This window comes from Pusillimonas sp. DMV24BSW_D, assembly GCF_011388195.1.
GTDB classification, from domain to species: Bacteria; Pseudomonadota; Gammaproteobacteria; order Burkholderiales; family Burkholderiaceae_B; genus Neopusillimonas; species Neopusillimonas aestuarii.
On the sequence record NZ_CP049990.1, the window covers coordinates 582,389 to 596,098 of the forward strand.

The window sequence follows — 13,710 nt, forward strand, 5'->3', positions numbered from 1 at the left end:
CGCAAAAACGCTTTACTCTTCCATTTGGCTTTGCAGGTAATTCTGAACACCCACTTTTTCAACCAATTCAATTTGAGTTTCAAGCCAATCGATATGTTCTTCCGTGTCGTCGAGAATTTCCTGCAACAAGTCGCGTGACACGTAATCGCGCACCGACTCGCAATAGGCAATGCCGTCTTTGATGGTTTCCTGGGCACCCGATTCCAGTTTTAAATCGCACGACAACACTTCCGGCACGTTTTCGCCGATAAGCAACTTATGCAGGTCTTGAAGATTCGGCAAACCGTCGAGCATGAAAATGCGTTCGATGAGTTTGTCGGCGTGCTTCATTTCACCGATGGACTCGTCGTACTCGTGTTTGCCCAGTTTGTTGAAGCCCCAGTGATTCAGCATGCGCGCATGCAGAAAGTACTGGTTAATGGCGGTGAGTTCGTTTTTGAGTTGTTTATTCAGATGCTGAATAACGGTGGCGTCGCCCTTCATGACGGTTCTCCTTGGCTTGCAAAACGTTAGATAACAAGCCTACCACGCCAGTGCGACTTTCGCACTAGCGGGAACCATAATTTGGCGCCTTTTTCAGGCGCGACGGGCCACGACTTCCGTGAAGCCGGGAGGTAGAGCGGTGTCGTTCGCTGCTGCCTCGATGGTTTCAACCATATCGTGCACTGCGGGGTACGCAGCCTGGCGACCACCGGGCAGATACTCGGAAGCGGTATCGGAACAGCACCCACAGCACGATGCCACGCCCAACTGGGCCTGGAGATCGGACATGGTATGAGCGCCTCCGGCAACCGCTTCACGCACTTGCCGCTCGGTAATGGCGTTACAGATACAAATAAACATGAGAATAATTATCATCCATGTTTTTCTTCAACGCAAGCCCCCGTCAATTTTTTTTGTAACTGTCCTGCCACAAAAAATTACGCGCCTTTTAACCGCGCCTTCGCTTTACGCACAGACGCGGCATCGATGCCTTCTGCTTCACGGTACTTGGCCACGGTGCGACGCGCTACGTCAACCCCTTTTTCAGCCAGCAACTGGGCAATTTTGTTGTCGGACAAGGGCTTCTGAGTGGATTCGGCGCTGATGAGTTGGCGAATCATGGCACGCACCGCAGTGCCCGATGACGCCGGCGCCAAGCCGGAGCCGCCCAACGACGTTCCCAGGAAATATTTAAGCTCAAACACACCCCAAGGCGTTTGGGCGTATTTATTACGGGTGGCGCGCGATACGGTTGACTCATGCAGCTCGAGCGCATCGGCAATATCCCTTAGAACCAATGGCTGCATGGCTTGCGGCCCTTGCTCGAAAAATGCCTGTTGATGCCGCACGATAAACTCCGCCACCCGAAGTACGGTTTCAAAACGCTGCGCCACACTCTTCATCAAACCATGCGCCTGCTGAAGCTGCACCTGAAGTGCCGACGTGCTCTCGTCTGCCTTGTTTGACTGCAGCCATTGTTCATATTCAGGGTTCACCCTTAAGCGCGGAAAAACAGCGGGGTTCAAACGGGCATGCCATCGCTCTTGCACTTTACGCACAATCACTTCGGGCCGCACATAATCAGCCACGCTTTGCGCCCAGGCGCGGCCCGGTTTGGGATTCAGGCTTAAAACCCATTTGTGCGCCGCCTGCAAAATAGTTTGTGACACGCCTAACTGGTTTCGCAAACGGGTGAAATTCCCCGCGGCAAGCATATCAAGATGCTCGCCCACCATTTGCATCGCACAATCGACAACATCGACCGGATAGCTGCTCTGCGTTTGTCGCAACTGAATCTGCAGACATTCCGCCACGCTTTGCCCCCCCACCCCCGGCGGATCAAACGATTGCAACAAACGCAGCGCGGCAAGCATTTCCTCGCGGGAAACCACCTGTGGGTCCGCACCCTCATCATCGTTATCGACGGCGGCCTGCGGCGCCTGATCTGCACCGGGCGTGTCCTGAGGTTCGGGCACACCCAAATGACCATTTATGTAACCCACCACATCATCGATCGACACCGGCAACAAGCCATTTTCATCCAGTTCGTCGACCAGCAGCGTGACCAGCACCTTGTCACGCTCAGTAGCACGCGTCACATTCAATTGCCCCAGCAAATGATCCCGCAGGGTTTCTACAGATCCCGCTTCGTGCGGCGCGTAATCATCATCTTGGGAACGCTCCCCCATCGACGGCTGGGTACCGTAATGCTCGGCCTCATCGAGATACGTATTATTGTCTTGCGGCGCACCGTCGTCGTCTTGCGACAACGGGCCCTCTTCCGCACTGGACGTGTCGGTGTCATACTGCCCCTCAAGCTCCAGCAGCGGGTTGTCAGTCAGCGCTTGCGCCACTTCAAGCTCGAGTTCTTGCGCCGATAGCTGCAAAAACCGAATTGATTGCTGCAATTGCGGCGTTAAAGCCAATTGTTGCTGCTGGCGTAACTGTATCGATTGTCGCGATTGCATAGGTAAAATAGCCCGCATGAAAACAGAATCCACCCACCAGCCCACGCCCCGCGATTTCTCTGCGTTGCGTAACACTCTGTTAAAGCTCACCGCAACGCACAAAATCATTTGTACGGTTGTCGTCGTGGTCGTCGCCCTTGTGTGGTACTACCTGTTGCAACGCGTGGTTGCATTCGGCCACACTGTCGACTATACCGGTCTCGAGGTGTTAGGTGGCCCCACCATTGAATTTTTAAATCGCTACAACCCCTATTTCTGGTGGGCTTTGGTGGCGCTGTGCACGCTTATTATTGCCTATTTTCTAATCAACTTTGTACGCGCCGGACGCAAACGGGTCAATGCACAAGTGGTTGCAACCAATACGATGCAATCCCTGGTTGCGCAATTGTCGGAACCTGCCAAAGATGTCCTGCGTTGGGTATGGGACAACCCGCGAGAGCCCATTACTGTTGGTGATTTGCAACAAACGTCACAAGAGCTGCGCAACGGGCGCGCCCAGAAAATCGCTATTTCGCGCGAACACCTGCAGTTACTGGGGTCCTCCCCTGTCGACCCACCCTGAAAAGACTTGCAAATTCAGCATAAATATGGTCGACTATGGGTATGGATACCGTAACTTTTTCCTCTGTCGGCATTTCGAGTCGCGCTCACTGCGCCGGCCCCGTTGCGGCTACGGTTTCTCCTCTCTTCTCTCTGGCTCTACCCCTGCTACTACCGATCGGTTGTCGGGCCTAGCGCTATGTGGCAGTCCGGCAGCCGTTTGTGCCACGCCAAATTTTCTTCCCGAATCAAAATACAACCCGCTTGGTCAATCAAGCTTCCCTTCAAAATATTGCGTCGGCGTTTTATCGACCCTTTGAAGGCAACGGGTTGTTGATTAAAGAAATAACCAGTTAATCAGTAGGTGTACCATGCTCTCGAATCCATCTGACAAATACCGCCCGTTTGTACCGTTCACACGTGACTTTTCAGAACGCACCTGGCCCAGCAAAAAAATTACGGCGCCCCCTATCTGGATGAGCACCGACCTGCGCGATGGCAACCAGTCGCTCATCGAGCCCATGAGTGTCGAGCGCAAGCTGCGCTTTTTCGAGCAATTGATCAAAATCGGTTTCAAGGAAATTGAGGTTGGCTTTCCATCGGCCTCGCAGACTGATTTTGATTTTGTCCGCAAGCTGGTTGAGGAAGATCGCATTCCCGACGACGTTAGCATCATTGTTCTGACCCAATCGCGCGAAGACTTGATTGCACGTACGGTGGAAGCGGCTGCGGGCGCAAAGAAAGCCATTGTGCACTTGTATAACGCTTGTGCTCCGGCGTTCCGAAAGATCGTCTTCAGCATGACGAAAGATCAGGTTCGCGACTTGGCCGTTGCGGGCACCCGCATGGTGAAGGAATTCACCGCCAAGCACCCGGAAACTTACTGGCGTTACGAATATTCGCCGGAGGTTTTCAGCACCACAGAACCCGAATTCGCGCTTGAAGTGTGTAATGCCGTGGTTGCGGCGTGGCAGCCTACGCCCGAGTCCACTGTTATCCTGAACTTGCCGGCCACCATTGAGGCGACCACGCCGAATATGTATGCCGACCAAATCGAGTGGATCAGCAAAAACCTGAAGAACCGCGAAAGTATTGTCGTTAGCGTGCATCCGCACAACGACCGCGGCACAGCCGTTGCCGCAGCTGAATTAGCTGTCATGGCCGGCGCCGATCGCGTAGAAGGCTGCTTGTTCGGCAACGGCGAGCGTACCGGTAATGTGTGCCTCGTTACGTTGGCCTTGAACTTGTACACCCAGGGCATCCACCCCGGGCTCGACTTTTCCGATATCGACGAAGTGCGTCGCTGTGTGGAGTACTGCAATCAATTGCCGGTTCACCCACGCCACCCCTATGCGGGCGACCTGGTTTTCACCGCCTTCTCGGGCTCACACCAAGACGCCATCAAGAAAGGGTTTGCCGTTCAGGACCCGGATGCATTGTGGGAAGTACCCTACCTGCCCATCGACCCGGCCGATGTGGGCCGCAATTACGACGCCGTGATTCGCGTGAACAGCCAGTCGGGCAAAGGCGGGGTGTCGTACTTGCTTGAACAAGAACACGGCTTGGTGTTGCCGCGCCGCTTGCAAATTGAATTCAGCCGCGCCATTCAGCGTGTTACCGATGAAACCGGTCGTGAAGTCACGGCGGGCGATGTTTACGATTTGTTCCGTTCGGAATACCTTGACTTGGAACGCCCGTGGAAGCTGGTGCGCCACCGCATTACCGGCGACCCCAGCGCCAAAACCGGCGAACACTTCGCTATTGAGGTCGAGCTTGAACACAAAGGCAAGCTGGTGCAATTGAAAGGGCAGGGCGACGGCGCCATTTCCGCCTTTGTGAACGCATTGGGAGCCGACATTTCCATACTGGGCTACCACGAACACGCCATTGGCACCGGCACCGACACCCGGGCGGCATCTTATGTGGAGGTTCGCGTGGGTGAATCGATGCCCGGCTTCGGCGTGGGTATTCACGCTGATATAGTTACGGCCTCGTTCCTGGCTATTTTAAGTGCCGTTAACCGGCACGCAGCGCAAGAACAAGCCGCGCGAACCAAGGCGGCGGCGTAAAACGTTAAGCCGGGCCTGGCGTTACAACGCAACCCGGTTCGGCCGCCTCAGGGCGGCCATTTTTATGCATTACCACGTAGGCGCGGGTTCCCATGTAATGTCGGCCTTATGCTCGCGGCATAAACGCATCATGGCCAACAACGGAAATGCGCGCTGGCGAAAGCTTACCGATTGTGAAATGGGATGTTCTTTCGTATCGTTTTCCTCGCCGTCGTCGTCCTGGTAAGACGTTGGTTCAAGCGACATGGTTTTTTCGATATTGGCAATGGCGTCGTCAAGCTGCGCCGCCGTAATCACCCCGCGCTCGGGCAGCGTATCGTAACTGCGCCCGGCGGCGCGCAATACATCGAGCGCATGGTTGCCGAACATAAGCACTTCGGCCGCCGGCTTGGCATGAAAGACAACTAGCATTTCGGTTTCTCCCAATAGATAGATTCATACACTACCCCAACTTTCATCACCTGCCAAGCGGCAAGATAACGGCTTGCACAGAACCCGTCAGACAAGACTATGAAAGGCAGGCAGACACCGTCACATGGCATCACCCAGTCGAAAGGCACGCGTTTTGCAACAGCTATCACGACCTTGCTGTTGGCGCTCACTGTTTTTACACCCCAGGTTGTGGCGCAAAGCCAATGCATGCGACCGGGCACCGACGCCCCCTGCCTACCGGGCGGCCTTACTTCGGCCGTTCATACCGAGCCGTCATTAAACTCAGGCGCGGGCAACCCGGTTCATTTGGCAACGGGGCACAAAATACACTTCGAGCACGATGGGCCGTTCCGGCGCCACTACCATGCGAACAACCAAGGACCCGGCAGTATCCTTGGGCCGGCATGGTCGATGGATTGGGAAACCCGCTTAAGCCTATCGGCCCACCACGCCACGATATTGCATGCTGACGCAAGCCGAACACATTTCACCCGCCGGGACACCCATTCAGCGTATACAAGCCCACACGGCAAGCTGGAGCAAACCGACGAAGGGTGGACATGGCAAGGCTTAAGCGGCCAAACCCTTGCGTTCAACCTTAACGGCCAACTGATTCGGTTGCGCAATGCACACGTCGAGCTGCACGTGCAGCGCCACCGGGAAAAGGGGCAGGCATTGCACGGGCTGGCACACACCCTTGTTCTTAACGGCCGAAAAATCACACTGCAATATCGCTTTCTGGAAGGCCAACCACGCTTAAGCGCCATGCAAATGCCAACCGGCACCCTGCGCTACCTGTACACGCCTGCCGGCAACCAACGCATACCGCGGTTGCGCCAGGCTATTTTGCCCGATAGAACCGCCCACCGGTATCACTATGCTTTACATTCACCTCCTCACTCCGGCGGCTTGGTCGGCATCGACAAAAAACGGGCGCCCAAAACGCCTTTCCAACCGTGGCGACACTGGACACTTGACCCAAACGAGCGGGTTAAATTGCTTGCCCTGCACCACTTAGGCCCAGCCAAAACCCGTACGCAATACCTAACATTTCAGTATGAAAGCGTGACTGTGCCGGGACGCGCAGGCGTTACCCACGTGAAACAAGCCAACGGCCATCACACTCGCTTTCTTTTCCGCTGGGTGAATGGTCGGCCCCGGCTTCATGCAGTTAGCGCAGATCCCTGCCCTGGCTGCGCAGCACCCGGCACCCGCGCGCACTACACACGGTACGGCGAACTTAAACAAATCAACGGTCTACGTATTTTCCGAAAGCCCCAAGGGCAAATACGGCAATTGAATTCGCGCCAATCCGGGTGGCCGAATCTGCAACTGCACTTCAATCGAAAAGGGCAACTGCAACGGTGGTATTCATTGCTAACCGGCAATACCGTACTGAGCCGAACACCAAACGGCTTGCCAAGCCGCCGCGCTTTCGCCAACGGCGATGTTTGGCACTACCAATACGACGGTGCCGGGCGGCCGGTAAACATCACCTCTTCGGGCCCAGGCAATAAACGCATCAGCACCGCGTTGCAATGGCGTGGAGATCTTTTAACCCACGTGCGCCACCCGAACGAAACATTGCAATTTGAGTACGATTTGCAGGGGCGTCTTATTTCACAAGAATCCACCCGCCCGAACCAAGGAGCGGCGCTTACACTGCAATCCCGATTCGCCTACAACGAACGCAACCAACTTATTCAGCACGCGCTACCTGAAGGCGGTAGTTTGCATTACACCTGGCGCGGAACGCAGTTGCAACGGCTTGTTTGGGAGAGTGCTCAAGGGCGCCGTTACGTTGTAGTGCAAGCCCCACCCCTGCCCAATCAAACCGCCGGTTATCGCTACGGCAACGGGCTTCAAGCCACCACCACAATCGGCCCCGGGTTTGCGCGCCAAAGCCTGCGGGCTACCTCGGCAAACGGGAATCGGCCGGTGGTTTGGCAACAAACTTACCGGTTGAATGCCCAAGGACAGGTTGTTGAAGAGGATATCGCCGGCGCCGAAATACATCGCCGGCGCTATCAGCACGACCAAAAGCAACGCCTGATCGGCGCCCTGCACATGACAGGCAACACGGCAAGCGATTTACATCACAGACAAACCCGCTGGTATGCCTGGCAAGACAGCGGTGCGCTTTTGGCCCACAAGCACTCCGGCGGCACACAGCACCCGCGTATCCAACGCGACGCCTCGGGGCTGCCGACGCAAATCAACCAAACCTCACTTCGTTATGGCGCTGATCGACGCCTGAAAACCGTGTTAACCACCCATCATATTCACTATCAACACGACGCGTTCGGCCGGCTTATAAAGCGATACCGCTCGGACCGCGACACAACCCCGACCCAGGCTTTCTGGTATCTCGACGGCCAACGCGTTGCCGAACGAGTTTCAAACAATGCGCATTCGTTACAGCCTCTATTGTCACGCCGGTATCTTTATATACACCACACCCCGGTTGGCTTCATTCAATACAGCCACCGATATCCCCAAGGCCGGCTTTACTTTATTCAAAGTGATCTCCTGGGCGCCCCCCGACTGGTGACGGATGCCAATCAGGAAATCATGTGGCTGGCTTCCTACTCACCTACCGGCCTGGCGAACGTAAAAGTTGAGCGCCTGTCGCTTAACCTGCGCCTGCCGGGCCAACATGCAGACCCCGACACCGGTTGGCACGACAACCTGCATCGCACCTACGACCCGCAGTCCGGCCACTATCTGGAGCCCGACCCACTGGGTCCGTTTCCCGGCGGCGATGCATTGGGCTATGCCAGGCAACAACCCCGCCGGTATATCGACCCGTTGGGACTCATGCTATTTGCGTTCGACGGTACCCGGAATAATGCGCAAACAAAAAGCAATGTATGGAAACTGGCGCAACGTTATGAAGGCGGACCGGTTTTCTACCAGTCTGGGCCCGGCAACCCTTACGAAACCGACTGGGACGCACTAACCGCCTATAGCGCCCGACATTATCAACCGGCAATGGCAGAATCTGCTGTCCGGCCTGGGCAACGCAACGCTAAGCCCCAACGATATGCGACCCATCGATATTCTGGGTTATTCGCGTGGCAGTGCCATGGCCCGCCACTTCGCCAATCAGGTCAGCCGGCACACCCTCAACAATCAGTTCTCATTTCACGACCCTTTACGCGGGCTGGTTTCCGCCTGTGTCGATTTGCGCTTTCTGGGCTTGTTCGACACGGTTGCCCAATTCGGCATTGGCGGTAGCCGCAACGACGAATTCAATATGACGATTGACGACAGTTGGCAATGGGTTGCCCATGCCATTGCCTTGCATGAGCACCGTTGGCTTTTCCCGCTAATGGTCGTGGGGCAAAACCATGCTTTGAATTCGGTTGAAGCGCCGTTTATCGGTGCCCACGCCGATATCGGCGGCGGCATTGTGATTGATGAAAACGGGCAAAGCATCTCGCGCGGAGACTTATCGGACGTAAGTTTGAACTGGATGCTTTGGCAAGCCCGTGCAGCCAACCTGCAATTCAGTGATTCGCTCGACGATGCAGTCATTTCCAACCCCATTTTGCATGATGCACGCACCCCCACCCTGCGCTCCATTCAAAACGGTGATCGCCGCATTGAAAACGCCGACGGGACAAAACGCAACAACTACCAGGACCACGACCCACGCCTGGGGCGTGTTACACGTGAACAGGTTGAGTCATTTATTCAACGCCTGCCCGGCTGGCGGCGCCAGGCAGGCAACGAAGTGGGGCAGGTCGACATGCAAGGCTATGCTGCCTGGCTCTACGATGCCCTGGGCTGGCAGACACCCGACACGACAACAGGGAACAATTCACGCTATCATTGACCATTCGCGGTTTTTTGCCGCTTTTTGTTCAAATTTTTCTTAAGTTTCTTCATCTTATCTATGCTGCCCGGGCAACAACAAGCACTTATTTCTCACATCAATCAGGTCGTTTCAAACCTGGTACCAAACCATAACGCAACCGTCACGCTTGAGCGCCCGAAGGTGGCGGCACACGGCGATATGGCAAGCAATATTGCCATGCAACTGGCCAAACCAGCACGACGAAATCCGCGCGAGCTGGCTCAGAGCATTATCGACGCCCTATTGAAGCAGGCCGAAGTGCTGGAAATCGTCGAATCGGCGGAAGTGGCCGGACCCGGTTTCATTAACTTTCGTCTTACCGCTGCCGCTCGCCAGGCGGTCCTGATTGCCATTCAGGAAGAAGGTAACCACTACGGCGTGCAACCCGCCCGCAACGAAAAGGTGCTGGTTGAATTCGTTTCAGCCAACCCCACAGGGCCGCTTCATGTCGGCCATGCGCGCCAGGCCGCACTGGGCGATTCTTTGTGCCGGCTTTTAACCGCTCAAGGTTATGAGGTCATTCGCGAGTTCTACTACAACGACGCGGGCAACCAAATCGACAACCTGGCTATTAGCGTGCAAGCACGCGCCAGGGGTATCGAACCCGACTCCCCCGACTTCCCCGCCGATGGCTACCGGGGCGACTACATTGTGGATATTGCCAACGATTTTCTTGCCAAACGCACTGTGCAGGCTGCCGACGGCGACGCTGTCACTGCCACCGGCAATATCGATAGCTTGGAAGATATCCGGCACTTTGCCGTAACTTACCTGCGCCGCGAACAAGACCTCGACTTGCAGGCGTTCGGTCTGAAGTTCGACAACTTCTACCTGGAAAGCAGTTTGTATACGTCCGGGCGGGTTGAGGCAGCCGTAAAAACGCTTATAGAAAACGGCCATACTTACGAAAAAGACGGCGCGCTATGGTTGCGTACCACCGAACTGGGCACCGGCGACGACAAAGATCGCGTCATGCGCAAATCGGAAGGCGGCTACACCTATTTCGTGCCCGATGTGGCCTACCACGTTGCCAAATGGGAACGTGGCTACCACCGCGCCATCAACATTCAAGGCAGCGACCACCACGGTACCATTGCACGGGTTCGCGCCGGCCTGCAAGGCCTTGACATGAACATTCCCAAAGCGTTTCCCGAATACATTCTGCACAAGATGGTGAAGGTCGTTCGCCAGGGCGCGGAAGTGAAAATCTCAAAGCGCGCAGGCAGTTACGTTACGCTACGCGACTTGGTCGACTGGGTCGGCCAAGACGCCGTGCGCTTTTTCCTGGCCCAGCGTCGCGCCGACTCGGAATTCGTATTCGATATTGACTTGGCCTTATCAAAAAGCGAAGAAAACCCGGTGTATTACATTCAATACGCCCATGCTCGTATTTGCTCGGTACTGGCACAATCAGGGGCGAATCCCGACGCATTGGCCACAGCAGACATCAGCCGCCTGGTTGCACCCACCGAGTTTGCTCTGCTACAAAGGTTAGCGGAATTTCCCGCCACCATTGCGTTGGCGGCCCAGGAACTGGCTCCGCACCATATTGCTTTCTGGTTACGCGATTGTGCAGCCGACTTCCACGCATGGTACAACGCTGAACGTGTGCGGGTGGATGACGAATCCCTGAAAACCGCCCGCTTGCGTCTTGCCCAGGCCACCCGGCATGTGCTGGCGGAAGGCCTTGCGCTACTGGGGGTTTCGGCTCCGGAAAAAATGTAAAGGCGTGCATTAGGAATTATGGCTACCAAGCAACGAAAAACATCGTCCTCTTCCCGATCCGGCGGAACGCTCTTCACGCTGTTATTCGGCCTGATACTGGGGCTGGCTATCGCCGCAGCGGTGGCGTATTTCGTCACCCAGGTGCCCATGCCGTTTGCCGACAAAGCCAGTCGCAGCGCACCCAACGTGCTGCTGCCCGATGTGCGTGATGCGCCCGACCCGAATCGGGCTCTCATGGGTGACGGCGGTGCCGGCGGCATTGCCAACCGCGACGCCATCACACCCCCTCAAGCCCTGCCCGGTTCGGAAGAGAATCCCAGCCTTACCGACGATATCGGCGCATTACTTGCCACCTTGGGCGCACCCACGCAATCAGGCAATGACGGCGGCGAAACCCAAACCCGGCGCGAGGCAACAAGCCCGGCACGCGCGCCTTCGTCGGCCGGTGGCGCCAATCAAGCGTCATCCACGCAAAGTGCACCATCAGCCCCCCGCTCAACTCCGCCCGGTACCCAAACCACCTATTATCTGCAGGCAGGCGCGTTCCGTTCGGAAACCGACGCCGAAGCCATGCGTGCACGCATTATTCTTATGGGGCAACCCACCCAAATACAAAGCGCCCAAGTGAATGGCGCAACGCTTTATCGGGTTAGGCTCGGGCCGTTCAAAGGAATCGACGAAATGAACCAGGCGCGCGCCGAGCTGTCAAAAGCCCAGATTGAATCTTCTGTTGTTCGCCCCTGATTTTCTGATAATAAAGTTATAAAGGACTGTACTCATGATGTCTGTTCACGCTTTTCTTTCCAAAACCTTATCCATGGCCGCACTGGGGCTTGCCGCCCTCTTGCCTTTATCGACGCAGGCCCAAAGCACATACGAAACACTGGCCCAGCCTCAACCCACCGACACACCGGGAAAAGTTGAAGTACTGGAATTCTTCGCGTATTCATGCCCGCATTGCGCCACCATCGAACCCATGGTGGCCGAATGGAAAAAAGATTTACCCGACACCGTTGTCGTGCGCCAGGTTCCGGTTGCATTCAACGCCAGCATGGAAGACTTGCAGCGCCTGTATTACGCGCTTGAAGCCCTGGGCCGTATGGATTTGCACCCCAAGGTTTTTGATGCCATTCACGATGAGCGCAAGCGGATTTTTACTGAAACCGCGATTGCCGACTGGATTGAAACGCAAGGCGTGAAACCCGACGACTACCGTGCCGCCGCCCGCTCTTTCGGTGTAACGTCAAAAGTGGCACGCGCCAAAGAGCTGGAACAAGCATACGATGTTCAAGGCACTCCCACACTGGCTATCGGTGGCAAATACGTCACCTCACCCAGCATGACAGGCAGCTACCAGGGCACCATTACCCAAGCCCAGAAACTGGTTGATCAGGTTTTAAGCGCACAATAAAGCGCCTGATCCAGGTCGGCGATTAAGTCGGCGGGGTCTTCCAGCCCGATATGCAAACGCACAATCGGGTTGGCGCGCCCCGACCAATAGCTATGCACTTTCAGCGCCGGCAACTCCACCCATTGCACCAGGCTTTCAAAGCCCCCCCACGAAAAGCCGATACCGAACAGCGTTAACGCGTCGACAAAACGCCGGGACTGCGCTTCGGTGATGGCCAACTCCACCGCCAGCATCCCATTCGAACCCGTGCAATCGCGCTGCCACAATGCGTGGCCCGTGTCTTGGGGCCAGGCGGGATGATAGATTTGCACGGTTTGCGACCAACCCGCCAAATGCGCGCAAATACGCAAGGCATTTTGCGCATGTTCACGCAGCCGAATCGGCAAAGTGCGTGCACCGCGCAAAGCCAGCCAAGCGTCGTCGGCGCTCACCGAATAACCCATGGCATAGTGATTCACATTCAAGGCCTGAATGATTTCGTCGTCATTGGCCACCACCGCGCCCAGCATTAAATCCGAATGGCCGCCAATGTACTTGGTCCCGGCAATCACCGATACATCCGCACCCAGATCAAGCGGGCGATAAGCATACCCCGACCCCCAGGTATTATCGGTGACCAACAGCAGGTTGTGATCGCGCGCAAACTGCGCCAGCGCGGGAATATCCAACATTTCAAACAACAACGAACCCGGTGATTCGATATAAAGCATGCGGGTGTTTTCACGCACCAACGGCTTCAAGTCGTCGGGTGTGGCGCGCGCGTAAGTAGTTGAAATACCCATTCGCTGCAGCACGGTTTTATCAAGATACCGAACCGGGCCATACGCGCAGTCGGCAATCAGTACGTGATCTCCTGTGTTCAGCAGCGCCAACATGGCCAGGGTGATGGCCGACAAACCGGACGGAGCCAGAAAGCCTCTCTGTGCGTTCTCAAGGCAGCACACAACGTCTTCCAGGGCCGCATGGGTGTCCATACCCACTCGACCATACGTTACGCCACGTTCGCCTTGCAATTGGCGCTGCCGCGCCTGATCAAGCGCTGCCAGATCGGCAAAGCGCACCGTACTGGTTCGCATGGAGGGCAATGCAACCGGCGCGGAACGGGTTTCGGGGTTGAATGGTGCCATACCCGCATGCATAAGCCGGGTTTCCAAACGCGACGATTTCCGATCAGCCATAGTGTCTAAAATGATTTAAGATCAACGGGTTTAAACGCTACCACAG

At 55.9% G+C, this 13,710-nt stretch carries 12 protein-coding genes; 7 read left to right on the forward strand and 5 right to left on the reverse strand.

Annotation, left to right across the window (positions count from 1 at the left end; all coding sequences use genetic code 11):
• Positions 1-12 precede the first annotated feature (12 nt).
• The 3 genes from bfr to rpoN all read right to left on the reverse strand — a co-directional run bounded on the left by bfr (position 13) and on the right by rpoN (position 2,450).
• Positions 13-483 (reverse strand): bacterioferritin, encoded by a 471-nt coding sequence (bfr, locus tag G9Q38_RS02770; RefSeq protein ID WP_114419126.1) that lies wholly within the window; start codon positions 481-483, stop codon positions 13-15.
• A gap of 93 nt (positions 484-576) precedes the next feature.
• Complete coding sequence (locus G9Q38_RS02775; protein ID WP_114419537.1) at positions 577-843, reverse strand: (2Fe-2S)-binding protein; 267 nt, start codon at positions 841-843, stop codon at positions 577-579.
• A 77-nt stretch (positions 844-920) separates the two neighbouring features.
• Complete coding sequence (gene rpoN, locus G9Q38_RS02780; protein WP_166127615.1) at positions 921-2,450, reverse strand: RNA polymerase factor sigma-54; 1,530 nt, start codon at positions 2,448-2,450, stop codon at positions 921-923.
• A gap of 16 nt (positions 2,451-2,466) precedes the next feature.
• On the opposite strand from rpoN, the gene G9Q38_RS02785 reads away from it, so the two are divergent.
• Positions 2,467-3,012 carry a hypothetical protein gene (locus G9Q38_RS02785; protein ID WP_166127617.1) on the forward strand — a complete coding sequence of 182 codons (546 nt, stop codon included), beginning with the start codon at positions 2,467-2,469 and terminating at the stop codon, positions 3,010-3,012.
• Positions 3,013-3,361: 349 nt separating this feature from the next.
• Positions 3,362-5,059, forward strand: a complete 1,698-nt coding sequence (gene leuA, locus G9Q38_RS02790; RefSeq protein WP_166127620.1) for a 2-isopropylmalate synthase — start codon at positions 3,362-3,364, stop codon at positions 5,057-5,059.
• Between the two features lie 69 nt (positions 5,060-5,128).
• On the opposite strand, the gene G9Q38_RS02795 is transcribed toward leuA, so the two are convergent.
• On the reverse strand, positions 5,129-5,470 hold the full coding sequence (locus G9Q38_RS02795; protein WP_119515857.1) for a DUF1840 domain-containing protein: 342 nt from the start codon (positions 5,468-5,470) through the stop codon (positions 5,129-5,131).
• A 99-nt stretch (positions 5,471-5,569) separates the two neighbouring features.
• On the opposite strand from G9Q38_RS02795, the gene G9Q38_RS02800 reads away from it, so the two are divergent.
• Genes G9Q38_RS02800 through G9Q38_RS02820 form a run of 5 tightly spaced genes read left to right on the forward strand, consistent with a single transcriptional unit; the run spans position 5,570 to position 12,486 of the window.
• Positions 5,570-8,728, forward strand: coding sequence for an RHS repeat-associated core domain-containing protein (locus tag G9Q38_RS02800; RefSeq protein WP_166127623.1), 3,159 nt, complete (start codon positions 5,570-5,572; stop codon positions 8,726-8,728).
• Positions 8,676-9,329 (forward strand): phospholipase effector Tle1 domain-containing protein, encoded by a 654-nt coding sequence (locus tag G9Q38_RS02805; protein ID WP_166127626.1) that lies wholly within the window; start codon positions 8,676-8,678, stop codon positions 9,327-9,329. The genes G9Q38_RS02800 and G9Q38_RS02805 overlap by 53 nt, the downstream gene beginning before the upstream one ends.
• 60 nt (positions 9,330-9,389) lie before the next feature.
• The gene (argS, locus tag G9Q38_RS02810) at positions 9,390-11,075 is read left to right on the forward strand and encodes an arginine--tRNA ligase (RefSeq protein WP_166127629.1); all 1,686 of its coding nucleotides are present in this window, start codon (positions 9,390-9,392) and stop codon (positions 11,073-11,075) included.
• Between the two features lie 18 nt (positions 11,076-11,093).
• Complete coding sequence (locus G9Q38_RS02815) at positions 11,094-11,819, forward strand: SPOR domain-containing protein (RefSeq protein WP_166127631.1); 726 nt, start codon at positions 11,094-11,096, stop codon at positions 11,817-11,819.
• 37 nt (positions 11,820-11,856) lie between these two features.
• Positions 11,857-12,486 (forward strand): thiol:disulfide interchange protein DsbA/DsbL, encoded by a 630-nt coding sequence (locus tag G9Q38_RS02820; protein ID WP_166132294.1) that lies wholly within the window; start codon positions 11,857-11,859, stop codon positions 12,484-12,486.
• On the opposite strand, the gene G9Q38_RS02825 is transcribed toward G9Q38_RS02820, so the two are convergent.
• On the reverse strand, positions 12,465-13,664 hold the full coding sequence (locus G9Q38_RS02825) for a trans-sulfuration enzyme family protein (RefSeq protein ID WP_166127634.1): 1,200 nt from the start codon (positions 13,662-13,664) through the stop codon (positions 12,465-12,467). The two genes, G9Q38_RS02820 and G9Q38_RS02825, sit on opposite strands and share 22 nt — an antisense overlap.
• Between the last annotated feature and the right edge of the window lie 46 nt (positions 13,665-13,710).